Origin of the sequence: Fodinibius roseus (assembly GCF_900129315.1) — a bacterium.
Taxonomy (GTDB): domain Bacteria; phylum Bacteroidota; class Rhodothermia; order Balneolales; family Balneolaceae; genus Fodinibius; species Fodinibius roseus.
The window spans coordinates 1-22173 of record NZ_FQUS01000030.1; the positions used below are offsets into that span (position 1 = coordinate 1).

Consider the following 22173-nt stretch of genomic DNA (forward strand, 5'->3'; position numbering starts at 1 on the left):
CGGTCAAAATGTTGACGATTATAAAAGCATCAGTTCAACATTCAGCCACAAAAAATAAATCAAAGAACAACAAAAGGTTTTTCAAAGCCTCCTTTATTTAAGTATTTAATTAAATAATATAATTATTATATGTTGCCTTTATAACACAAACAATTAATCATAGACTAAACTACTATGAGCAAACCAGAATGTATTCGTGACGTCGCCGATCTAAACCAGATTAACCGGTGTATTGAGTCCCTGGAAGAAGTTGAAGGGTCTATTGACCGGTTAACCGACATCCTGAAGCTGGCAGCCAACGATGTGCGCCTGAAGATCCTCTACCTGCTGAACCGGGAAGAGCACCTTTGTCCCTGTGACCTGAGCGATATCCTGGATATGAGCGTGCCGGCCGTCTCCCAGCACCTGCGCAAACTCAAAGACGGGGGGGCTGGTGGAAACCGAGCGGGATGGGCAAACCATCTTTTACTCGCTGAATCCACTATTTAATGAGATACTCTCACCAAATTTCGATCAAATTAAAGACAACAATATCCTGGACGTATTAGCCGCATGAAGAAGCAAAACCAAGATAACACTGATACGAAATGGATGGGAGCCGGCCTGTTTGCCGCGTTTGTCGCTTCTCTGTGTTGTGTAACCCCAGTTTTTGCCTTTTTAGCGGGTATCGGCGGTGTAGCATCCATCTTTTCGTGGGTAGAGCCCTTTCGCCCGTACCTGATTGGGCTTACCGTTTTATTGCTTGGATTCGCCTGGTATCAAAAGCTGAAACCCCAATGGGATCAGGAGTGCACCTGCGAGGAAGATCCCTCGTTCTGGAACACCAAGGGATTTCTGGGAGGCGTGACCGTACTGGCCGCACTACTGCTGGCTTTTCCCTACTATTCGGATGCCTTTTTCCCTAAACAGGACAAGCAGGTCGTGTACGTGCAGGAAAGCCAAGTGCAAAGCATCACCTGGGACATTAAAGGGATGACCTGCACCGGGTGCGAGGCGACTGTCGAAAATGCTGCCAACGGTATAGATGGCGTCCTTGAAGCGGATGCTACCTATGATACCGGACAAGCGACCATTAAATACGATCGGGGCAAGACCAACCAGGAAACAATTAAAGCCGCTATCGACAAAACCGGTTTTACTGTTAATGAGAATCCAAATAATTGATGCACCCATGAGCACTGTTACCTTAGAATAAACCATCACCTGTTCGAACTGTGGACATAAAACAACCGAAACAATGCCCACGGATTCCTGTCAATTTTTCTGGGAATGTCCCAATTGTGGTGAAGTGTTGAAACCCCAAAAGGGCGATTGCTGCGTGTTTTGCTCCTATGGAGATACCCCATGCCCTCCCATTCAGCAAGATCAAAATTGTTGTTCATAGAGCTCCAGACTAACATAAATCTTCGAATCGGCTAGACAATGACTGATAAAAAATTTGATCTTATTGTTATTGGATCGGGATCAGGTGGCTCCGTTGCGGCAGGAAAGTGTGCAAAAGCGGGCTGGAAAGTTGCCCAGATCGACTCACGTCCTTTTGGAGGAACATGCGCCCGCCGGGGGTGCGATCCCAAAAAAGTGCTGGTCGGCGCTGCGGAACTCATTGACTGGAACCGACGCATGAGCGGCAACGGAGTCCCCGCGGATGCTCACATTGATTGGCCAGCAGCTGATGCAGTTCAAAGAGACCTTTACCCAGCCGGTACCCGACCACCGCGAAAAGGGGATGAAGAAGCAGAGCATCACCCCCTTTCACGGACGGGCAAAGTTTATAAATGAACAGACCATCGAAGTTAACGATGAAATCTTGAACGCCAATCATATACTTATCGCTGCAGGTGCCAAACCTGTTCCGCTTCCCATCGATGGATTTGACCACCTGACTACCAGTACCGAATTTCTTGAACTGGATGATCTTCCCGACAAGCTTATTTTTGTAGGCGGAGGGTATATATCCTTTGAGTTTGCTTTTATTGCCGCACTGGCTGGCGCTCAGGTAGAAATTCTGCATCGAGGGAAACGTCCACTGGAAGGTTTTGACGTAGACCTGGTTAATGTTCTGCTGGAGAAGACCGAAGAATTAAATATCAAGGTACAACTGAATACCGAGGTAGAGTCGATTCCAAATGAACGAAACTCTTACACAGTAAAAACTTCTCAAAAGGGTAACACCAAAAGGTTTACAGGAAACCTGGTCGTTCATGGTGCCGGTCGCGTTCCTGACATAGATGATATGCAACTGAAGGAAGATAATGTTGAACGAACGAAAGAAGGAATTACCGTAAATGAGTACCTTCAAAGCAACAGTAATCCCAACGTGTATGCCGCCGGTGACGCCGTTGATTCCAGCGGATTACCACTGACTCCGGTAGCAGGTTATGAATCTCATATTGTTGCTTCAAATTTGCTGGATGGAAATCACCGAAAAGCACAATATCCGGCCCAACCCACCGTCGTGTTTACTGTACCACCACTGGCAATGGTCGGCTTAACCGAACAATAGGCTCACAATATCGGTTATGACATACAGGTTAACTACAAGAAAACAGACGAATGGTATTCCTACCGGCAAACCAATGAATCGCCTGCTGCTTTCAAAAGATTTTAGGTGCACACGTGCTGGGCAGCAAATCCGAGGAAATCATCAACCTGTTTGCCATGGCCATGAACCAGAACCTGAAAGCAACAGCACTAAAAAAGATGGTATATGCTAATCCTTCTCATGCTTCCGATATTCCGTATATGGTTTAACCTACTTTATCTACTCTTGCTTTAGATAAACATATTAAAATTATGCAACTTGCTCATGGGTGGTAAAATTTTGGCAATCGCTAAAAACATATAAATTCCTTTAAGTTCTTAGTCATTTTGCTTTTTTCCCTCCCAGCTAATCCCTAACTTTGGGTTTGATTTAAAAGATTCCCAAATGCATCAGATCCAATCCACATACAAGAAAAGTCTCAAGGGCATAACCCTTGCCCTTCTTTTCCTGTTTGGACTGCATTTTCTGAGCATTCACGGATTTGTTGACAGTCTCGTCTATTGTTTTGAAGAAGATGGGCAGATCAATATCGAGTCTGAGGCCGGCTCCCTCTTGAGCATTCCTTCTGAAGATGTGATACACGCCAAAGATGCGCATCAACATACTACTCCTACTCTAAAGGCAGATCTCGACAACCATCATGATTTACCGTTGTCGCTGAACTGTGCAAAAGAACAACAAACAACACGTTTTGATCAGGATCGCACGCTCAAGTTTCTTGATGGAATTTTGAACAGTAAGGTTGAAAACCTCCCGCAATCACGGGTCTTTCAACTTGTTTCTTACACCCCTCCCTTGATTGAGGATACGATAACAGCTTCGCTCAAGACGGTTGTCCGTATTCTATACAACTAAGTAGTTCCAGCCCTTTCCATATCGCCATTTCACTTGCAAGTCATGTAATCAGGTAAGGAATAGTTATATCCTGCCGGTTCTGCTTGCCCCTCTATAACAGCAAAAATTGGCTGGAAACACATGAAATTATTAAACCCACTACTGGCCCTCGGCATGCTCGTGCTTGCTGCCGGATGTGCCACAGAAGAAACCGTTATTGAACCACCTTCAGAAAGCACGCTGGGAGACCAAACCTATGAGACGTCTCCCGCCTTAAATCAGAATGTGAACCCACAGGATACCGCATCCAAGATTACTATTTCGGATACGCTGACCTTCTCGGATGCGCTATCCAAAGCCCTGCTCGAAAATCCACGGCTACAAAGCTACGGCTGGCAGGTGCGCGTAAAGGAAGCCGAACGCATTCAGGCTTCCCTGCTTCCCAATCCACAGCTTAATGCCGAGATGGAAAACTTTGGAGGCACTGGTCCCTTTGAAGGCTACGAAGGCCGAGAAGTGACCGTCAAATTGGGACAGAAAATCCTGTTGGGTGCTGACCGACTTAAGCGCAAGAGATTGGCAGGAGCCACCAAAAAGCTGGCCGGATGGGACTATGAAGCCCAACGGCTGGACGTGCTAACCGGCGTGACCAAAGCATATATATCAGCACTGGAAGCTCAGCGCCAGTGGCAACAGCAAAAAGAGTTGGTCAGTGTTGCACAAAACCTGTACAGCTCCATATCTGCCCAAGTTAAAGCTGGAAAAGTCTCCAAGCTGGCTCAGACCAAAGCACAGGTTGAGCTTTCCCGCGCAAAAATTGATCTGGAAAATGCCCGCAACCAATGGGAGTCCGCTCGTAGTTCACTGGCCTCCTATTGGGGGAGCGAGCAACCGGATTTCAATCAGTTAAAAGGGGAGCTGAGCATGCCTTCTGACATCCCCGAGTACGCCAGAATACAAACCTATATCCAGCGAAATCCGGATGTGGCTCGGTGGGCTACCGAACTCCAACAACGCGAATCTGCTCTTGGTCTTGAACAGGCAAAAGGCATTCCCGACATCACTGTGAGCGGCGGATACAAACGTGCGGAGGATTTGGGCGCCAGCGCCGCCATTGTTGGCGTGTCTATCCCACTGCCTTTCTTTGATCGCAATCAAGGGAATATCAAGGCGGCGAAGTATGAGCTCAGTCGCGTGCAGATCCAACGGGAAGCGGCCGTCACCCAAACCTACAAGGCCCTGCAAGCGGCTTACAACCGGCTGGATGCAGCTGCTCACGAAGTCAATCAGCTGCAAGAACAGGTATTGCCCGGCGCCAAAACGGCTTTTGAGGCGGCCCAAATTGGCTATCGCCAAGGTAAGTTTGATTACCTGGAAGTACTGGATGCTCAGCGCACGCTTTTTTCGACGCGCACCCGCTACATCCAGGCCTTGGCCGAATACAATCGGGCCGTAGCCGAAGTAGAACGCCTCATCGGCACGCCTCTCTCTGAAATTTCTGCAAACTAATTTTTTGAATGAATATGGAATCACCAACCATGAAGAATTTAACAATCTTAACACTTACCGGACTTCTGTTAGGAAGTCTTTTGACAGGCTGTGGATCTAATTCCGATTCCCAAGCCCACACGCAAACCGAACAACATCAACAAGAATCGCAACACAGTGAAGAGACTGAGCAGCATACCGAGGAAGCTGGACAACACAATGAAGAATCCGGACAGCATGCCCGTGAAGTGCATCTAACTCAGCAGCAAGAAGGTAACCTCGGCATCAAAGTGGAAACACTGTCCGAAGGAAGTGCCTCCTCAACCATTTCACGACCCGCCAGCGTTGGATACGATCTGGATCAAATTGCCAAAGTCGGTCCCCGTATTGAGGCAAAGGTTGTTGAAGTCATAAAAGACCTGGGAGAACGCGTCAAAAAAGACGAGCCGATTGCCCTTATGAGCAGCGTGGGACTAGGCAAAGCCAAGGCCGAATATATTCGACTTCGGGCCCGACTCAAAGCCGAAGAGGCACGCTACAAACGTGAACAGTCGCTGTATGATCAGGAAATATCTTCACAAGCCGAGTTGCTGGATGCCGAAGCAAACTTCCAGGAAGCCAAAGCCGAATTGAACTCTGCGGCTGAGGCTCTACGCCTCTATGGGTTGTCAAAAAAGGACATCGAAAATATACAAGCGGGCAGCGATGAGCCCTTGTCTCACTTTTACCTGACCAGTCCGCTCGAAGGGGTTATCCAGGAGCGGGATATTTCACCGGGACAAACCATCAGCCCTAATGAAACACCTATCCATGTGGCGAACCTCTCCAAAATGTGGGTCATGATCGATGCATACGAGCAGGATATCCGGTATCTGGACAAAGGACAAAGCGTAAGCCTCTCGGTTCGCAGTATTCCCGGACAGACCTTTGAGGGAAAAACAGACTGGGTCTCTTATAGCCTCGAAAAGCAGACGCGCACCATGCCGGTTCGCGCAGTTGTTGAAAACCCTAATCTAAAGCTACGGGCCGGAATGTTCGGCACTGCTCGTATATCAACAGGGAAAGAACGGAACGTAGCCATGATTCCCATTGACGCCGTACAAACGATTGAGGGTGAGCAAGTGGTGTTTGTCCCTGGCAACGAGAATGGCAGCTACAAACCGGTCGAGGTCATGCTGGGCAGTGAAAATGAGGGCTATGTGGAAATTGCATCGGGCCTGAAACCCGGCCAGCAAGCTGTTATTGCCGGCGCCTTTGATCTGAAGTCCGCTCTTACCGCTCAGGGACGAAGCGCATCTCATGGACATTAACTGCTCGTTGCAATATCGAATTTCTTAAATGACAGACTTATGCTTCAACAAATAATTGACAAAGTATTAAAGAATCGTTTGACGATCCTCATTCTGGTGGCGGCCGTTGGCGTCTATGGATACTTCTCTTTTGAGGATGTCCCCATTGATTCCTTCCCGGACGTATCGCCCACCATGGTACAGGTGTTTACCTCTAGCCCCGGCCTTTCTCCGGTGGATGTGGAGACGCAGATCAGCTACCCCATTGAAATCTCGATGTATGGGCTGCCCAAGCTGGATCGCGTGCAGAGTACCTCCATCTTCGGGCTTTCGCGCGTAAACATATACTTCGAAGACGGCACCGACATCTATTTTGCCCGGCGGCTGGTCATGGAACGACTCTCCAAAGCCAGGGAATCCATTCCCGACGGACTGGGGCAACCGCAACTGGGTCCCATTACTACGGGACTTGGGACCATCATGATGTACGAAGTGACCAACACCGATACTGCCGACCATTCGCTAATGGAGCTTCGTACGGCTCAGGACTGGATCGTTAAACCCCAGCTACGAACCGTACCCGGTGTTACCGGCGTACTTTCCCTGGGTGGCGATGTCCGACAGTTCCAGGTCAACGCGGATATGAACGCCTTGATTTCACGCGGGCTTACCCTGGAGGATCTGGAAAAAGCCATCAACAGTAACAACCGCAATGTAGGAGCTTCCTTTTTAGAACGAGGCGGCGAAGAGTATCTCGTCCGGGGCTATGGTTGGATTAAGCCAGACAAAGAAGGCCTTCAGGATATCCGAAACATCATTGTCAAAAACTCTGATGGTACGCCCATTTACGTCAAGGATGTCGCCAAGGTGGAATTTGGTTCTGAAATTAAACGCGGTACCCTTATTAAAGACCAAGAGGAATCCGTGGGTGGGTTTGTGTTAAAGCTCATTGGCACGAACACGCAAGACCTGCTGGCCCAGGTGGATCAGAAGATCGATGCCATTAACAAAGCTCTGCCCGACGGTATGGTTATGAAGCCGTTTTACTCGCAAGGACAGCTCGTTAGTAAAGCCGTGGGTACAGTCAGCAATGCCCTGTACATCGGGGCCATTCTCGTGCTGGTCATTCTCTACTTTTTTATGGGGGACCTTCGCTCGACGCTTATCATTATATCCACCGTTCCTATTGCCTTTCTCATCGCCTTCATTGGGATGAACCTCATGGGCATTTCGGCGAACTTGATGAGTCTGGGGGGCTTGGCGATCAGCATTGGTATGATCGGGGACAGTGCCACCGTGATCGTGGAAAACACCTACCGCCTGTTGGAAGAACGAGATACCGAAAACGTATCCCTGGTGCGGGTGGTAGGCGAAGCAGCTCGGGAAGTGATACGTCCGGTGATCTTTGCGACTAGCATTATTATCATCGTATTTATTCCCCTCTTTTCGCTGGAAGGCGTCGAGGGTAAAATGTTTAAGCCACTGGCTTACACCATTACCTTTGCCTTGGCCGGAGCCATCTTTCTGGCCTTGACCTACATTCCGGTCATTTCCAGTTTTATCCTGCCGGATAAAGGGATGGACAAAGAGCCGTGGTTAGTCCGCAAGGTGAAAGGGTTCAGCCGTCCGCTAATTGAAAAAGCCACGAAATTCCCCAAGATGGTCTTTGGTGGAGCCTTGGTGCTGTTTGCCGCAAGCATGGCGGTATTCCCATTCCTGGGAACTGAATTTCAGCCGACATTGCGGGAAGGTACCTTTGCGGTGCGCTCCGTGCTGCCTCCGGGCGCTAACCTCCCCACCACCAAGGAATACACGAAGCGTATTCAGGAGTCGATGCAGACCTTCCCCGAAGTGCAGGGGATCTATTCCCGCGTGGGACGTGCCGAAGTAGGCGGCGATCCCGAGCCGGTAAATGTGGTGTTTAATGTAGTGAACCTTAAACCACTTGATGAGTGGGAAGCAGGACGTAGCTATGAAGAACTACAGTCGGCCATGGCTGAAAAACTGAATGAAGATCTGCCGGGCGTGGCTTCCAACTTTTCCCAGCCGATTCAACTGCGTACCGATGAGCTACTCAGCGGCGTTCGCGCCCAGGTGGTCGCTAGTCTCTATGGGGATGACCTGGATACCTTGGCTCAAAAAGCACAGGAGATTGCCGAGGTCGCTAAAGGTGTAGAAGGAGCTGTAGATGTCCGTGCCCAACAACAGGGCGGCAAACCGCAAATCCTGGTGCGACCCAATCGCGAGCAGTTGGCGCGACTGGGCATCAGCATCGACGACTTTCTCAATACCGTGGAAACCGGTATTGGCGGCTCGGTTGCCGGACAGGTATTCGAGGGCATTCGCCGCTTCGATATCTTCGTGCGCCTGCAGGAGAACCAGCGCAAACGCATTGAACAAGTTCGGGAGTTGCCCGTCCGCACGGCTAAAGGTTCCCTGGTACCGCTCTCCCAGATTGCAGATGTGGAGGTCTTTACCGGTCCCAAACAAATATCCCGCAACAAAGCCAGTCGACGTACATACGTGCAACTGAACGTACGCGGTCGAGATATGGGTAGTGTCGTGAACGAGATCAGCCAAAAAGTCGAAGAGCAAGTAGATCTACCGGCCGGATACTTTACCGAATACGGCGGACAGTTTGAAAACCAACGGCGTGCGATGAACCGGCTGATGGTCGTGGTTCCCATTACCCTGGGACTGATCTTCTTTATGCTGTTTTCCACCTTTGGCAGCTGGCGCTATGCCGTATTGATCTTTCTAAACATTCCGTTTGCCACTATCGGAGGGATCTTTGCCCTCTGGATATCCGGGCTGTACCTGTCGGTACCGGCAGCTGTAGGCTTTATCGCCATTTTCGGTATTGCCGTGCTCAACGGGTTGGTCATTGTATCCTACATCAATCAGCTGCGGGAGGAAGGAATGTCCACCGAAAAGTCGGTCGTACAGGCTTCCTTGCTGCGCCTGCGTCCCGTACTGATGACGGCCCTGACTACCGGTCTTGGCCTGTTGCCGCTACTGCTGGCCAATGATATCGGCTCCAACGTGCAACGCCCATTGGCCGCTGTGGTTGTCGGGGGACTGTTTACCTCTACCCTGCTTACGCTGGTCGTACTGCCGACCATCTACAAGTGGTTTGCCGAACCAGTCACCCACGCCGAACTGTAAATTTCTAATACAACTTGGCCAGTTTTTGAAACTGGCCAAGTCTAAACCAAGATTATTATGAAAGAGATCAAAGCTTTTATTCGAACCAACATGATCGATTATGTTATTGATGCCCTTGAAAACCTTGAGAATGCCCCCGGCATCACGCTCAGTGACGTGCGCGGTTGGGGACATGCCCAAGAAAAAGAAGCGGCTCAACTGGTCCAACGCATTAAGCTGGAAACTGTCGTACCCACAAATAGAGTTAATGAAATAATTTCGGTGATCGTTGAAAAGGGGCACACCGGAAACTACGGAGACGGAAAGATATTTGTATCTAACGTAGAACAAGCCGTACGAATCCGAACCGGGGAAACCGATGACGATGTCATACGATAAGCAACGTTCCATCACATACCTGAGACTGTCACTGTTTGACCGCAGTGACAGTTTTCTCAAATTATCATACCTTTTAAGTTATGGATAACAAACATTTTCATATCAAAAACATGGTGTGCAGCCATTGCGCTGAAGTGCTACAGGAAAAACTCACCGATGCCGGCTTCGATGTCCAAAAGATTGAACTTGGCGAATTGTACCTATCCGAAGCTGTTACCGAGAAAGATTATGAGCGTTTGGTATCCATTATTCGCAACAATGGCTTTGATATCATCGATGATGAAAATAGCCGTATAGTAGAACAGATTAAGCAGCTTATTATCCGGCAAGTCCGATCAGAAGAACCGTTGGAAAAGAACCTGTCCGATTATCTCTCTGAGAACATTCACAAAGACTACCAACACCTTAGCCGCCTTTTTTCGGGAGTCGAAGGCAAGTCTATCGAGCGGTACTTTATCCTGCAGAAAGTTGAACGGGCCAAAGAACTCATTGTCTATGATGAAAAAACGCTTGGCCAGATCGCTTTGGAACTGGACTACAGCAGCCAACAACATTTTTCCAGGCAGTTTAAAAAAGAAACCGGATTGTCACCCTCCCATTTCAAAGAGATCAAAGAGAACAAACGAAATTCAATTGACCGACTATGAGCAACGTACTATTAAAATCAACGATTACCTGCCCTGAATGCAGAGAAGAAGCAACCGAAACCATGCCAACCAATTCCTGCCAGTATTTTTGGGAATGCCCCAGTTGTGGCAACCTACTAAAACCCCAAAAAGGTGATTGTTGCGTATTTTGCTCTTTTGGTGATATACCCTGCCCTCCTGTTCAACAAGATGAACAACATTGCTGTTAACAGAAATCAACTTTTCTATCAACCACTGACGGGGCTGCTGACTGCATGACATTTTAAAACAGTGTGTCCGAAGCCCGTTTTCCGCATAATTTTGCACAAGATTCACATAAAGATGCAAGCACTCTTTGCGACCGGCAGTTATCTTGGAAGTAGAATTTGAAGTCGAAGAAAACAATTTCATGCTATGATTGAAGTAAATGCTCATACCAATGACGATATTCTTGCCATCAAAGCATCCGGCAAGCTTTCAAAAGAAGATCTGGATGACCTCGAACCGGCTTTAAACAAGTTTGCAACTGCATCTGATGATCCCCATTTAATCATGATACTGGAAGATTTTGGGGGATGGCAGGATACTGCAGCATTTTGGAAAGACCTACAGCTTGATGCCGAATACATTGGATATTTTGATCGCATTGCTGTAGTGGGAGATAAACAATGGCAAGAGTGGGGTACGAAGCTTGTCGATCCCATTACCAAGGAAGAAATGCATTTCTTCCCCATTGACAAGGCCGAGGACGCGTGGGAATGGCTCAAACAAAATCATAGCTGATTAATGATGACATTTATAAAGAAATATAAAGAGGCCATTGCCAGCGCCTTGTTTTTAGCAGCGGCCTTAATTGTCGAACATGGGGTTTCGTTTGTTGGTCAGCCCTATGTGTATTTACCACTGTACGGGCTTTCCTACATCGTTGTAGGCGGACCGGTGTGGATGAAAGCATTCAAATCGATAAAAGGCGGCACCATATTCAGCGAGTTCTTTCTGATGGGCATTGCCACTGTTGGGGCTTTTGCCATTGGCGAATATGCTGAAGGCGTGGCCGTCATGCTCTTTTACATGGTCGGCGAATACGCCCAGGATGGAGCGGTGAACCGGGCAAAGCAATCCATTAAGAGCCTGATAGATCAACAACCGGATACGGCTACGGTAGAAAGAAATGGGACCACCGAAAGCGTTCACCCCTCAGAAATTGAACCAGGTGAAATCATCCAGGTAAAACCCGGCGAAAAAGTACCACTGGATGGCGAGCTCCTTACCGAAAAGGGTTCGTTTAATACCGCAGCCCTGACCGGTGAATCAAAACCCATGAGTCGGGAATCGGGTGAAGAGGTATGGGCCGGTTCAATCAACCAGGACCGACCGGTCCGCATTAAAGTAACCAGCGGCTATGAGGATACAAAGCTATCCAACATTTTAACGATGGTCCAGGAAGCTTCCAAGCGAAAAGCCCCGACGCAACGGTTTATGACGAGGTTTGCCAGTATCTATACCCCCATCGTCGTTTGGCTGGCGGTAGCTCTTACATTCGTCCCGTATTTTGTGGTTGAAAACTATGTCTTTCAGGATTGGTTTTACCGAGCCCTTATTTTCCTCGTTGTCTCTTGCCCATGTGGATTAGTTATTTCCATTCCCCTCGGTTATTTCGGTGGTATCGGGGCAGCCTCCCGAAACGGCATTCTGCTTAAAGGTTCGGATTTCCTTGATCAGCTGCGAAAGATGAAAACCCTGTTCATGGACAAAACGGGCACGATGACCGAAGGCAGCTTTGAGGTTCGCTATATCCATCCCGTGAATGGATATAGCCAGGAAGAATTGCTTAGACTGGCCGCTTCCCTGGAACAGGACTCCACTCATCCGATAGCAAAAGCGATCCTCAACCGCACCAATGGGCAACAGCTGCACCCCGTAGAAAATCAGCAGGAAATTTCCGGCAAGGGATTAAAAGGCACCATTAATGGAAAAACAGTGATCGTCGGAAACAGAGATCTCTTAGGACAGGAGGGTATCAGCATTTCTTCCACCGATGTTGATGATCCTTATACCTATGTACATGTGGCCGAGGATGGCATACATGTTGGTACCATCAGCATTGCCGACCAGATCAAGGAGGATAGTAAACAAGCTATTGAGGCCCTTCGAAAACATGGGGTCAACGAAATCGTGATGCTGTCCGGAGATAACCAAGAAGTGGTCGACCATATATCTCGAAAGCTGGAGTTGGATCATGCGTATGGGAGCCTGTTACCTGACGAAAAATATCGACACGTCGAGCAAGCGCTAAGCCCATCCAAAACAGTAGGATTTATCGGAGATGGGGTCAATGATGCTCCGGTCATCACACTGGCTGACATTGGTATAGCCATGGGTGGTATTGGCTCGGATGCAACTGTCGAAACGGCTGATGTGGTTATTCAAACCGACCAGCCATCCAAGATACCACTGGCTATTGAGATCGCAAACTTTACGCATCGCATCGTATGGCAAAACATTGGTTTTGCATTAGGGATTAAAGTCCTCGTGATGGTTCTGGCTACCTTTGGCATGGCCACTATGTGGGAAGCTATATTTGCTGATGTCGGTGTGGCCCTTATTGCTATCGGTAACGCAATCCGCATACAAAATAAGTACTCCGATAAGGGATTTAGCCTTAAAGCTAAAAAGCCTTCTGCAAGTCAATCGGAGGGGCAACCTAACGCCTGTTGTGAAATCTAAGAATTCACCCACCAATCGGGAAACCGTTTCCCCTTATTCCCTTTCGGTACTACAAATAGTACTACATGAAATGTCAAAATCGCCGCCCATTTCACGCACAGGAATATCTCGCATAGATTACGGATCAGGAGGTTAGGGGTTCGAATCCTCTCAGGCGTACTTTTACCTAAGCCTTTGAATAGCAATAACTTACAGCTACTCAGAGGCTTTTTTATTTACTCTTAATCCTGCTCACAAAATCTTTTCGGGACAAGGCTGGGACAAGAATCGGGATTGCACCTATTGAAATAGAAGAAATAATCCGATCCTGTCACGCAGGAGGTCGCGAGTTCGAGTCTCGTCCGGATCGCAAAACGATAAGTCGCTATCTCCCATAAAGTTATCGGCTTTTTTATTGGCAAGGTGCCTCTCTTTGGATATTCTCTCTACTTCTTGGTTCTAGAATGGTACTAGGTTTAAATACACGCTCACTAAGCGAATGCTCAAAATAAAGGGATAACTCTTTTTATATGAGCTTCATATTTTGTTCAGAACTAACGTGATTAAATAAATACTCAACTTTACCAATCAGCAGAATGACCGGTCCCAGGATATAATGCTCAGATAATGGAGAAATAATCGGTTGACTTCTTGATCGCCTGCTGGATAGAATTTTTCCTCAATTAAATCCCAGAAAGTCAACATAGAAACCTAGAATAGAAGCATTCTATTCTATTATTTACCCTCCTAATAGGTTGACTCTCTACCCCTATTTCCCGATGATGCCGCATTTCCCAATCGGGAATAAATCATAATTACAACTTAACTTTAAATATTTTGGATAGAGGTTTCTATGTCCACCTACAATTTTTTTAACGAAGTAAACAAATCCTTTGATCTGGCAGCCAAGCATTCGAAATATGACGAAGGGTTGCTTGATCAAATCAAAATCTGCAATAATATATATCACATCACTTTCCCTTTAGAGCGTGATGATGACTCAATAGAAGTCATACACGGCTGGAGGGTTGAACACAGCCATCACAAGTTGCCTACCAAAGGTGGCATCCGCTACAGCACAACCGTTAATGAAGACGAAACCATGGCGTTAGCTGCACTTATGACGTATAAATGTGCTGTTGTTGATGTTCCATTCGGAGGTGCAAAAGGCGGTATCAAAATTGACAAGTCTCGTTTTTCAGATGCTGAGCTTGAACGAATTACCCGCCGTTATACCTACGAGTTGATCAAAAAAGGCTTTATCGGCCCTGGTTCAGACGTGCCAGCACCTGACTATGGCACTGGTGAACGAGAAATGGGTTGGATCCTTGATACCTATCGTCAGCTGGAATCTGATTTGAATGCTGAAGCTTGTGTGACAGGAAAACCTATTTCACAGGGCGGCGTTCGTGGACGTTCCGAAGCAACCGGGCGCGGTGTTTATTATGGCATTAGAGAAACTTGCCGTAATGCTGATGACATGAAAGAACTTGGCCTTAATCCCGGCCTTGAGGGAAAAACATTTGTAATACAAGGCCTTGGAAATGTAGGCTATGCCGCCGCTAAAAACATGATCAGTCACGGTGCAAAAATGGTTGGTGTCGCCGAGATTGAAGGTTCGATTTACGATGCCGATGGGATCGATCTCGAAGGTCTTATGGCTTATCGCAAAGAAAACGAATCCATGATTGGATTTGGTGATACGAAAGAATTAGAGGATAACACGGCCGTACTTAAAGCCGAGTGTGATATTCTCATCCCGGCCGCCCTTGAGAATCAGCTGCATGATTGGAATGCATCTGAAATTAAGGCTAAAATTATTGCAGAGGCTGCAAATGGACCTACAACCTCTGAAGCTCATCAAATATTTAAAGAGCGGGGCAAATTGGTAATACCCGACATGTACCTCAATGCCGGTGGTGTTACCGTTTCCTACTTCGAATGGTTGAAAAATCTTTCCCACGTCCGGTTTGGACGAATGGAAAAACGATTTGAGGAAAACAGCTATCGTAAAATTCTCAAAGTTGTTGAGGACATCTCTGATCGTACTTTTACTGAAGATGAGATGAAACAACTTGCTAATGGAGCTGATGAATACGACCTGGTTGATTCTGGATTGGAAGAGACGATGATCAATTCTTATCAGCAACTCAACGAGCTCCGTAAAAAACACGATATCGACCTGCGTACATCAGCTTATCTTAACGCCATTAATAAAGTTGGTGTTATCTATGAACAAATGGGTATCTTCCCATAGGTTACCTATTAAGAGGGTCCCAATATCTAGGGACCCTTTTTTTATTACTCAATAGAGGTCAAAAACTCCTTTCTGATTTCCGCCTTTTCAAATTTGCCGCTATAATAACTTGTTTGCGTAGTACTGTTTGTATCTTTTACGCCTCTTGATGCAACACACAAATGGTCTGCTTCAATCAGAATAGCAATATCATCTGTTTCGAGCGAATCTTTAAGTGCATCTGCAATTTCCATGGTAAGTTTTTCTTGTACCTGGGGGCGACGAGCAAAATGATGAACCAGTCTATTAATTTTTGATAGTCCCACAACCTTCTCTGAAGGATAGTATGCCACATGTGCTTTTCCAATAATGGGTACAAAATGATGGGCGCAATACGAAAATAAAGTAATATCCTTTTCAATGAGCATTCCGCTGTATTCATAAGAATTTTCAAATGCGGTCATTTCTGGGAAGTTATCGTCATTCAAACCGCTAAAAATCTCATTGACATACATTTCGGCAACCCTGCGGGGAGTATCTTCAAATGTGTCATCGGTGAGGTCCAGCTCTAGAACCTGCATTATTTTTGAGAAGTAAAATTGGATGTATTCTATCTTTTCTTGCTCAGATAAATCTTTTATATCCTTATCAATACCGTTAAGAATTTTCTCCATTTCGTAGATAAATTTATTTGTCTAATAAGTTATTGTTCAAATACAAGGGCCGATGGTTCTGCACCCAACTCTTTTAAATGTTGGATCATTGAATTGTTGAATGGTGGTGGGCCGCAGACATAAAAGTTCTGATCAAAATCATCGATGGCACCTTCCAAGTACTCTTTATCGATAAATCCACTAAGGTACGTCAATCGAGGATTACCATGTGCCTCCGGTTTCGTCTGGGTAATAACATTAATAAAATCATCTCCTAATATATTATTCAATTCTTCTCTGAGAATAATATCCTGCTCCGACTTATTTGCAAATATAAGCTTATTAGTTGACAGGTTATCCGTTTTATGAAGATGACGGAAGATCGCGATAAATGGTGTAACGCCAGCACCGCCAGCCAAGAAAACCCCGGGTCCGTCATACTGGATCGTACCCCAAGAATCGCCAATTAACAACCTATCTCCCTTCTTAAGTTTGTCAAGCTCATTGGTTACCCCTCCGTGGTCTTGATATATCTTTATCGTAAACTCAAGATTCTCATCTTCCGGAAGAGAGGTAAAAGTAAATGGACGCTTTTCTTCTCTCCAGCCTTTTTTGTCAATTGAAACCTCTGTTGCCTGTCCGGGCGTAAAAGTATAGCCGTTGGGCCTGTCAAGAGTAAAACGTTTTACATCATGTGTTATCTGTTGAATATCTACAATCGTTATTGATTCAGCCATTCTTATAGAATTTAGTTAGCAGTCATTGATCATTTAGATCGATCATTAGTTGGTTGGGTTACAAACTTTTTTGATGACTTAAATGACAGACTATTATTCATAGATGTTTTTTTGTAACCGATTTGCTAAGCATTGATCTAATGGGTGAGATCAACAAATTACGTTAACCCTAAATCAACAGAAAATTATGGATAGCAAACACAAAATAATGACCAGCTTCGTAATGCTACTTTTAATGTTGGCATCAAATATACATGCACAGTCCAACAATAAATTCAATGATGCCGAAATTGCCGCAATAGCTGTAACTGCAAACGAGATAGACATCAAGTATGCAGAAATAGCTAAGGAAAAAAGCAACAATGAGGAAATTCTTGGCTTTGCCAATACGATGATCCAAGACCACAATGCCGTTATTGAGAAAGCCGTCGAATTAGTAAATGAGCTGGGAGTCAAACCCCAACCAAATGCATTAAGTAAAAAGTTGAATTCGGATGCGGAAGAGACAAGAAAAATGCTGCGTTCAAAAGAAGGAAAAGTGTTTAACAAGGCTTACATAGACAATGAAGTGACATACCACAAAGCAGTGATTGACGCCATTCGCAATGTGCTAATACCTGACACTGAAAACAACCAACTTAAAGAGTTATTGCAGGCTGTACTTCCTGCCTTGGAAACTCACCTGGAGCATGCAAAAACTGTTCAACAAAATTTTGCAGGCCAATAGGTTTATGAGAAGTTTTATTATTTCATTCCTTCTTTGTTTAGTGGTACTATTATGCGTCAGCTGCAGTTCCAAACAATCGAATAGTGAAACCCACACTGTTGAAATCAAGCAAATGAAGTTTGTGCCGGCAAAGATTGAAGTGACTCCAGGTGATTCTGTAAAGTGGATCAACAGAGATATTGTTGCCCACAATGTAGCCGAAGAAACTAATAACCTTTGGCAATCTACTGAACTACAAAATGGGGATACCTTCACCATTGAGATAAAGGAAAAAGCATCCTATCTTTGCACTTTTCATCCCGTTATGAAAGGAAAAGTAATGCTTAAAAAATAGGTTATTTCCTGCACATCCCTACCAGCTAAAGACGAAGCTGGAGCATGGCCCTGGCAATTCCAGTCAGGGCCTTTAATATATTTAATATCAATTCGTAATAATGTATATCTCAACGATCCTCTTAATCGTTATAGCAACTATCCTTGCTGGATATTTATTTTATTTATCTTTACAAGAATATAACAACTTAAGTATCTCCTATATTTTGTCCATTATTGTTATGTATTTTTTTATTCTTTCAAGCTATCTAAAATCTGGAGAATCTTTATTCATTATAACCTCATTAGCTTTTATTATCATTTCTGAAGCTATAGGTATATTTTTTAATTGGTATTACACTGCTAATAAGTCATGACTCTTGTATCTGCAGCAATTCTTCTTTTCTTGGTAATGGACCCAGTCGGTAATATATCGTTCTATATAGCCGAACTAAAAAAAGTAAAGCCCGATCGTATAAACGCTATTGTAATAAGGGAACTTTTGATTGCCTTAGCGGTACTGTTGGGTTTTCTGTTTGTGGGAAAATTCTTCATGCAAGTACTACCCATCTCACAGCCGGCCCTTACGGTTGGAGGTGGTGTTATACTATTTTTGATTGCCATAAAAATGGTCTTCCCGTCCGAAGACAGCTCATTGCAAGTAAATGTAGGAGGCGAACCGTTCATTGTTCCTTTAGCCATACCCTATGTTGCGGGTCCGTCAGCATTAGCAACAGAGTTACTTTTAATGAGCCAAGAGCCTGCACGATGGCCCGAGTGGCTCCTTGCTGTATTTTTAGCATGGCTAGCCAGTAGCATCATCATCTATTTTGGTAGTAACCTCAAACGATTCTTAAGTGAAAAAGGGTTAGTTGCCATTGAGCGACTTATGGGATTGGTGCTTATTACGATATCCATCGAAATGTTGATGACAGGAATTCGAAAATTTGTATCTAATATCTGAAATGGCTTAGATACAAATTAGTAATCGGTGAATCAGATATTTTTGGGGGGGGGGGGATTATTCTTGAATTAATTGAAGGCCTACAATACCGATAAGGATCAGGCTAATACAGAAGAATTTGGCCGTAGTGGCTGGTTCATCAAATAGATAAATACCAAATATTACGGTACCAATGGCTCCAATTCCTGTCCAAACAGCATATGCTATACCAACCGGCAATGTTTTTAAAGCGAAACCAAGCAAAGCGACACTGAGAATCATGGAAACTCCTGTAAAAACAGACGGCCAAAATTTTGTAAATCCCTCAGTATATTTTAAGCCTACAGCCCAACCTATTTCAAATAATCCGGCAACAAATAAATATATCCAAGACATGTTTCTGTATTTCTTTGAGGCCGTCCCCATTGAAAAAAAGAGAGGTAAGGTCGTCCCTACTTCAAATTAATTGTCAAAATAACGGTATAGTTAATGATAGACAATTGATTTAGTTGTACTGCTACTGATTTATCTTCCTCATTATATTAAACACCAACCGATCACATTCCGTCCCGAGAAAGTTAAATATTTCTGTATCAGTTACCGTTCGCTCAATTTCTTCCTGAAGCATCTTCTTTGCTCGATGAAGTCTTACCTTTACGTTCGATTCTGTAAGATCCAGACAGTCGGCTGTTTCTTTGGTATCCATATGTTCCACCTCACGCATTAAATATACTGAGCGATACTTCGGCGGCAAGGTAGCTACAACTTGTTCCAGCAGCTGACGAAAATCGTGTTGAATAGTCTTATCCTCAGGCGTGTTATTTCTATTTATCGTATGCTCATTCATAGGAGTATCTCCTTCAACTAATTGAAGTTCAGCATTTCGCTTTTTTCCATTCAGATATTTTAGTGCTTCATTAATAGCGATACGAGTGATCCAGGTCGAAAATTTTGCATCACCACGAAACGAGCATAAATTTTCAAATGCTTTCATATATGTTATCTGAAGCGTGTCCTTGACCGCCTCCTCATCCGATATGTACGATCGCTGGATACGAAATAATCGCTGGTTATACCTGCGCATTAATACCTCAAAAAGCTGAGTAGAGCCCTTCAAAATTTTGTGAATTATCTCGCTATCTGATACACCACTATATTTCTCGACCGAAACAAAGTTATATTTCTTTATTTTAGATGTTTTATCTACAGATCTTAGCATACGCTTCCTCATTTATTTATAGCATAATTCCATCCTATTAGATACCGCAAAGGTAAATAAGGTTACAAACCAAAAGTCGATCACCTTAGATAGTTCTTCATCCTCCATCTGCATCATTGAAAATATATCCTAATCAATCATCACGCACCTTCTCATAAAACTGTGAACAAGATGTTTTACATCCTGTTCACTTTGTATGTCATTTATCACTTGTTATTTAATAATGCAATTAATTTCCTTCCGCTCTAACTTCTCCTACTTCCTCAGCAGTTACCGTCGGGGCATCATTTCCCCAGCTGGTCCGTTCGTGATTGATAATAGCCGCCACCTCTTCATCCGAAAGTTGCTCGGAAAATGGAGGCATTGCTGCGGAATATTCGACCCCCTCTATAGGTTCCCCTTCCATACCAAATAGAATAATTTCTATATGTCTGGTGGGGTCTTCATCCGTTACAACCGGATCACCAGCCAGTGGAGGAAAAGCTCCGGTCACCCCTTCACCATTACCCTGGTGACAACTTGAGCAACTGGTTCGATAAAGGGTAGCACCTAAATTAGCTTTTTCGGTTGCACTATCGGGTGAGGAAGAGCTCGAACTTTGATCACCATAAAACATACTATAGGTAGGGGATTCCGCATACTCATCCGGCGCTGTCCATTGTTGGGTAATATAAAACGTACTCCATGCCACAATAACCAATAGTAGCACCCAAGCCCATGTTGGAACTGGTGCAGGTGTCTCAGCACGGGAAGGTTGCCAATAAGGTTCCTTTGCTCCACCATATGCATTAAGTAAAATAGGTACCCTACCCTCCAGTACATCGTTTTCTTGTAGCCCATCCACATCAATGCCAGGGCCGTTTCGTACTTCAAATGGTATCGTTTTTACTCCCTCCTTACCAGATGAATCAGTCGCAACGACCTTAATTACATGGGGACCATCTTCTAGTTGCGTTGTATCCAGTTCGAACCTAACGGGGGGACGGTATGATACAATAGGTTCTTCTTGGTCGTCTAAATATACATGTATTAAATTGCTGTTGTCGGTAGACATTTTAAATACCTGTTAATTTTCCTCATTTAATATCTTGCGTTTAATATGATCTTCTGACTGCTCCCCCGGCCAAATAAACCATTTAATGGTATAGTAGACGACACCAACGACTATTAGAGATGAAACAATTAACACCAGATAGTAAAGAGGTCCATCGGGTGGAGCATATTCACGTCCCTCACTAGAAGTTGAAAACTCATTTGCTTGTTGTATTAGTGTTAATAGTAATGGAAACATGCGCTACTCCTCCTCGGCAGTAATTTCATTGAGTTCATCATTATTTCTGACTTCTGCTACATCTTCTGCGGTAATAGTTGGAGCATCATTTCCCCAGCTGGTTCTTTCATGATTAATTACCGCAGCAACTTCTTCATCTGATAATGTCTGTTCAAATGGCTGCATAATTCCGCTATAATTTTCACCCTCAATTGGCACGCCCTGCATACCGTAGAGCACAGCACGAATATGATCGGTCGGATCCTCATCCGTAACTACAGGATCACCCACTAATGAAGGGAAAGCTCCCTGAACTCCCTCCCCATTATTTTGATGGCACGAAGCACAATTATTAGAATAGATAGATGCCCCATCAATCGTTTTTTTCTGACTTTCTGATATTTCTTTGCTGGTTTCTTCATTAGAAACTGAACTTGCAGGAGCGTCCATAGGTACTTGTTTGAGTGATTGTAGATAAGCAACTAATGCCTCTGCCTTTTCTGTTGCTACAAGTTGTCCTTGCTCAGGAGCATAATCTTCCGGCATGGAAACTACAGTCTCATCGGATCCGGGGCTCTTCTTTACCTCAAAAAGCCAGGGGTATGACGGCATAATAGATTCTTCAACAACAGACCGGGGATTATATAAATGCATATAATGCCAAACAGCACTCGGTTGGCGCTCTCCAACATTACTCAAATCCGGACCTGTTCGCTCACTACCTAAAACTGCTGGCGTTTGACGCCATATATCCTGCCTGTCAATACGAGCATAGTCGCCTGGTGCTGAAGGACGGCCCCAGTTTTCATCCATCTCTATAGGTCGTACTTGTTGTGTATGACAATAAACACATCCTTCACCGATAAACACATTAAGACCTTTTCGTTCTATATCGGTCATTGGCTCACTTGCCGGAAGAGGCTCATTTTCTCTTTGTACCCACAAAGCGGGAAGTACTGAAATAATCAAACTCAGGAAAATAAACCCCCAAAAAATAGTACCAAACAGCAGCTTATGATTTTTGTGAAAGTCAAACTTCATTGTATAT

The 22173-nt window shown here is 45.0% G+C and carries 23 protein-coding genes and 1 pseudogene; 17 read left to right on the forward strand and 7 right to left on the reverse strand.

Annotated elements, in window-relative coordinates; all coding sequences use genetic code 11:
* Positions 1 to 174: 174 nt before the first annotated feature.
* The 14 genes and pseudogenes from BUB16_RS19065 (at position 175) to BUB16_RS19130 (ending at position 15285) form a co-directional block, all read left to right on the forward strand.
* Positions 175 to 489, forward strand: a complete 315-nt coding sequence (locus tag BUB16_RS19065; protein WP_244545746.1) for an ArsR/SmtB family transcription factor — start codon at positions 175 to 177, stop codon at positions 487 to 489.
* Positions 490 to 552: 63 nt separating this feature from the next.
* On the forward strand, positions 553 to 1164 hold the full coding sequence (merTP, locus tag BUB16_RS19070; protein ID WP_073068085.1) for a mercuric transport protein MerTP: 612 nt from the start codon (positions 553 to 555) through the stop codon (positions 1162 to 1164).
* 34 nt (positions 1165 to 1198) lie between these two features.
* Entirely contained in the window at positions 1199 to 1384 is a 186-nt protein-coding gene (locus tag BUB16_RS22095; protein WP_280173676.1) for a GDCCVxC domain-containing (seleno)protein, read from the forward strand.
* A gap of 38 nt (positions 1385 to 1422) precedes the next feature.
* Positions 1423 to 2751 (forward strand): annotated as a pseudogene (locus BUB16_RS22320) (dihydrolipoyl dehydrogenase family protein).
* Between the two features lie 175 nt (positions 2752 to 2926).
* Complete coding sequence (locus BUB16_RS19085) at positions 2927 to 3397, forward strand: hypothetical protein (protein WP_073068086.1); 471 nt, start codon at positions 2927 to 2929, stop codon at positions 3395 to 3397.
* Positions 3398 to 3517: 120 nt separating this feature from the next.
* Positions 3518 to 4885 carry a TolC family protein gene (locus BUB16_RS19090; protein ID WP_073068088.1) on the forward strand — a complete coding sequence of 456 codons (1368 nt, stop codon included), beginning with the start codon at positions 3518 to 3520 and terminating at the stop codon, positions 4883 to 4885.
* A 29-nt stretch (positions 4886 to 4914) separates the two neighbouring features.
* Positions 4915 to 6174: an efflux RND transporter periplasmic adaptor subunit gene (locus tag BUB16_RS19095; RefSeq protein ID WP_073068149.1), complete on the forward strand. Its 1260-nt coding sequence runs from the start codon at positions 4915 to 4917 to the stop codon at positions 6172 to 6174.
* A 39-nt stretch (positions 6175 to 6213) separates the two neighbouring features.
* Positions 6214 to 9318 carry an efflux RND transporter permease subunit gene (locus BUB16_RS19100; RefSeq protein WP_073068091.1) on the forward strand — a complete coding sequence of 1035 codons (3105 nt, stop codon included), beginning with the start codon at positions 6214 to 6216 and terminating at the stop codon, positions 9316 to 9318.
* A gap of 57 nt (positions 9319 to 9375) precedes the next feature.
* A complete protein-coding gene (locus tag BUB16_RS19105) occupies positions 9376 to 9696 on the forward strand; it encodes a P-II family nitrogen regulator (protein WP_073068094.1) in 321 nt (106 codons plus the stop codon).
* An 80-nt stretch (positions 9697 to 9776) separates the two neighbouring features.
* Positions 9777 to 10343, forward strand: coding sequence for a helix-turn-helix domain-containing protein (locus tag BUB16_RS19110; protein ID WP_073068096.1), 567 nt, complete (start codon positions 9777 to 9779; stop codon positions 10341 to 10343).
* Complete coding sequence (locus tag BUB16_RS22100) at positions 10340 to 10552, forward strand: GDCCVxC domain-containing (seleno)protein (protein WP_073068098.1); 213 nt, start codon at positions 10340 to 10342, stop codon at positions 10550 to 10552. Before BUB16_RS19110 ends, BUB16_RS22100 begins: the two co-directional genes overlap by 4 nt.
* 184 nt (positions 10553 to 10736) lie before the next feature.
* Positions 10737 to 11105 carry a SpoIIAA family protein gene (locus tag BUB16_RS19120; protein ID WP_073068100.1) on the forward strand — a complete coding sequence of 123 codons (369 nt, stop codon included), beginning with the start codon at positions 10737 to 10739 and terminating at the stop codon, positions 11103 to 11105.
* A 3-nt stretch (positions 11106 to 11108) separates the two neighbouring features.
* A complete protein-coding gene (locus BUB16_RS19125; protein WP_073068102.1) occupies positions 11109 to 13049 on the forward strand; it encodes a heavy metal translocating P-type ATPase in 1941 nt (646 codons plus the stop codon).
* 832 nt (positions 13050 to 13881) lie between these two features.
* Complete coding sequence (locus BUB16_RS19130) at positions 13882 to 15285, forward strand: Glu/Leu/Phe/Val family dehydrogenase (protein ID WP_073068104.1); 1404 nt, start codon at positions 13882 to 13884, stop codon at positions 15283 to 15285.
* Positions 15286 to 15329: 44 nt separating this feature from the next.
* Here BUB16_RS19130 and folE read toward each other — a convergent pair whose 3' ends face one another.
* The gene (gene folE / locus BUB16_RS19135; protein ID WP_073068106.1) at positions 15330 to 15938 is read right to left on the reverse strand and encodes a GTP cyclohydrolase I FolE; all 609 of its coding nucleotides are present in this window, start codon (positions 15936 to 15938) and stop codon (positions 15330 to 15332) included.
* 29 nt (positions 15939 to 15967) lie between these two features.
* A complete protein-coding gene (locus tag BUB16_RS19140) occupies positions 15968 to 16654 on the reverse strand; it encodes an FAD-binding oxidoreductase (RefSeq protein ID WP_073068108.1) in 687 nt (228 codons plus the stop codon).
* A 187-nt stretch (positions 16655 to 16841) separates the two neighbouring features.
* Here BUB16_RS19140 and BUB16_RS19145 point away from each other — a divergent pair, with 187 nt between their 5' ends.
* The 3 genes from BUB16_RS19145 to BUB16_RS19155 all read left to right on the forward strand — a co-directional run bounded on the left by BUB16_RS19145 (position 16842) and on the right by BUB16_RS19155 (position 18657).
* Positions 16842 to 17381, forward strand: a complete 540-nt coding sequence (locus BUB16_RS19145) for a DUF4142 domain-containing protein (protein WP_084088445.1) — start codon at positions 16842 to 16844, stop codon at positions 17379 to 17381.
* A gap of 4 nt (positions 17382 to 17385) precedes the next feature.
* Positions 17386 to 17715 (forward strand): plastocyanin/azurin family copper-binding protein, encoded by a 330-nt coding sequence (locus BUB16_RS19150; RefSeq protein WP_084088446.1) that lies wholly within the window; start codon positions 17386 to 17388, stop codon positions 17713 to 17715.
* Positions 17716 to 18066: 351 nt separating this feature from the next.
* Positions 18067 to 18657, forward strand: a complete 591-nt coding sequence (locus BUB16_RS19155; RefSeq protein WP_073068110.1) for a MarC family protein — start codon at positions 18067 to 18069, stop codon at positions 18655 to 18657.
* A gap of 57 nt (positions 18658 to 18714) precedes the next feature.
* Here the strand turns inward: BUB16_RS19155 and sugE are convergent, their stop codons facing one another.
* The 5 genes from sugE to BUB16_RS19175 all read right to left on the reverse strand — a co-directional run bounded on the left by sugE (position 18715) and on the right by BUB16_RS19175 (position 22166).
* On the reverse strand, positions 18715 to 19032 hold the full coding sequence (sugE, locus tag BUB16_RS19160; protein WP_073068112.1) for a quaternary ammonium compound efflux SMR transporter SugE: 318 nt from the start codon (positions 19030 to 19032) through the stop codon (positions 18715 to 18717).
* Positions 19033 to 19153: 121 nt separating this feature from the next.
* A complete protein-coding gene (locus tag BUB16_RS19165) occupies positions 19154 to 19855 on the reverse strand; it encodes an RNA polymerase sigma factor (RefSeq protein WP_170864472.1) in 702 nt (233 codons plus the stop codon).
* Between the two features lie 229 nt (positions 19856 to 20084).
* On the reverse strand, positions 20085 to 20909 hold the full coding sequence (locus BUB16_RS19170; RefSeq protein ID WP_073068115.1) for a c-type cytochrome: 825 nt from the start codon (positions 20907 to 20909) through the stop codon (positions 20085 to 20087).
* 12 nt (positions 20910 to 20921) lie between these two features.
* Positions 20922 to 21146, reverse strand: a complete 225-nt coding sequence (locus BUB16_RS21675; protein ID WP_170864473.1) for a hypothetical protein — start codon at positions 21144 to 21146, stop codon at positions 20922 to 20924.
* A 3-nt stretch (positions 21147 to 21149) separates the two neighbouring features.
* Complete coding sequence (locus BUB16_RS19175) at positions 21150 to 22166, reverse strand: cbb3-type cytochrome c oxidase subunit II (RefSeq protein WP_073068117.1); 1017 nt, start codon at positions 22164 to 22166, stop codon at positions 21150 to 21152.
* Positions 22167 to 22173: the final 7 nt, after the last annotated feature.

Excerpts from the sequence above, each read along its gene's own strand:
- BUB16_RS19105 (WP_073068094.1), top strand. The coding sequence starts at position 9,376 with ATGAAAGAGATCAAAGCTTTTATTCGAACCAACATGATCGATTATGTT.
- BUB16_RS19155 (WP_073068110.1), top strand. The coding sequence starts at position 18,067 with ATGACTCTTGTATCTGCAGCAATTCTTCTTTTCTTGGTAATGGACCCA.
- BUB16_RS19145 (WP_084088445.1), top strand. The coding sequence starts at position 16,842 with ATGGATAGCAAACACAAAATAATGACCAGCTTCGTAATGCTACTTTTA.
- BUB16_RS22100 (WP_073068098.1), top strand. The coding sequence starts at position 10,340 with ATGAGCAACGTACTATTAAAATCAACGATTACCTGCCCTGAATGCAGA.
- BUB16_RS19065 (WP_244545746.1), top strand. The coding sequence starts at position 175 with ATGAGCAAACCAGAATGTATTCGTGACGTCGCCGATCTAAACCAGATT.
- BUB16_RS21675 (WP_170864473.1), bottom strand. The coding sequence starts at position 21,146 with ATGTTTCCATTACTATTAACACTAATACAACAAGCAAATGAGTTTTCA.
- BUB16_RS19170 (WP_073068115.1), bottom strand. The coding sequence starts at position 20,909 with ATGTCTACCGACAACAGCAATTTAATACATGTATATTTAGACGACCAA.
- BUB16_RS19125 (WP_073068102.1), top strand. The coding sequence starts at position 11,109 with ATGATGACATTTATAAAGAAATATAAAGAGGCCATTGCCAGCGCCTTG.
- BUB16_RS19085 (WP_073068086.1), top strand. The coding sequence starts at position 2,927 with ATGCATCAGATCCAATCCACATACAAGAAAAGTCTCAAGGGCATAACC.
- sugE (WP_073068112.1), bottom strand. The coding sequence starts at position 19,032 with ATGTCTTGGATATATTTATTTGTTGCCGGATTATTTGAAATAGGTTGG.
- folE (WP_073068106.1), bottom strand. The coding sequence starts at position 15,938 with ATGGAGAAAATTCTTAACGGTATTGATAAGGATATAAAAGATTTATCT.
- BUB16_RS19150 (WP_084088446.1), top strand. The coding sequence starts at position 17,386 with ATGAGAAGTTTTATTATTTCATTCCTTCTTTGTTTAGTGGTACTATTA.
- BUB16_RS19175 (WP_073068117.1), bottom strand. The coding sequence starts at position 22,166 with ATGAAGTTTGACTTTCACAAAAATCATAAGCTGCTGTTTGGTACTATT.
- BUB16_RS19140 (WP_073068108.1), bottom strand. The coding sequence starts at position 16,654 with ATGGCTGAATCAATAACGATTGTAGATATTCAACAGATAACACATGAT.
- merTP (WP_073068085.1), top strand. The coding sequence starts at position 553 with ATGAAGAAGCAAAACCAAGATAACACTGATACGAAATGGATGGGAGCC.
- BUB16_RS19090 (WP_073068088.1), top strand. The coding sequence starts at position 3,518 with ATGAAATTATTAAACCCACTACTGGCCCTCGGCATGCTCGTGCTTGCT.
- BUB16_RS19095 (WP_073068149.1), top strand. The coding sequence starts at position 4,915 with ATGAAGAATTTAACAATCTTAACACTTACCGGACTTCTGTTAGGAAGT.
- BUB16_RS19165 (WP_170864472.1), bottom strand. The coding sequence starts at position 19,855 with ATGCTAAGATCTGTAGATAAAACATCTAAAATAAAGAAATATAACTTT.
- BUB16_RS19110 (WP_073068096.1), top strand. The coding sequence starts at position 9,777 with ATGGATAACAAACATTTTCATATCAAAAACATGGTGTGCAGCCATTGC.
- BUB16_RS19120 (WP_073068100.1), top strand. The coding sequence starts at position 10,737 with ATGATTGAAGTAAATGCTCATACCAATGACGATATTCTTGCCATCAAA.
- BUB16_RS19100 (WP_073068091.1), top strand. The coding sequence starts at position 6,214 with ATGCTTCAACAAATAATTGACAAAGTATTAAAGAATCGTTTGACGATC.
- BUB16_RS19130 (WP_073068104.1), top strand. The coding sequence starts at position 13,882 with ATGTCCACCTACAATTTTTTTAACGAAGTAAACAAATCCTTTGATCTG.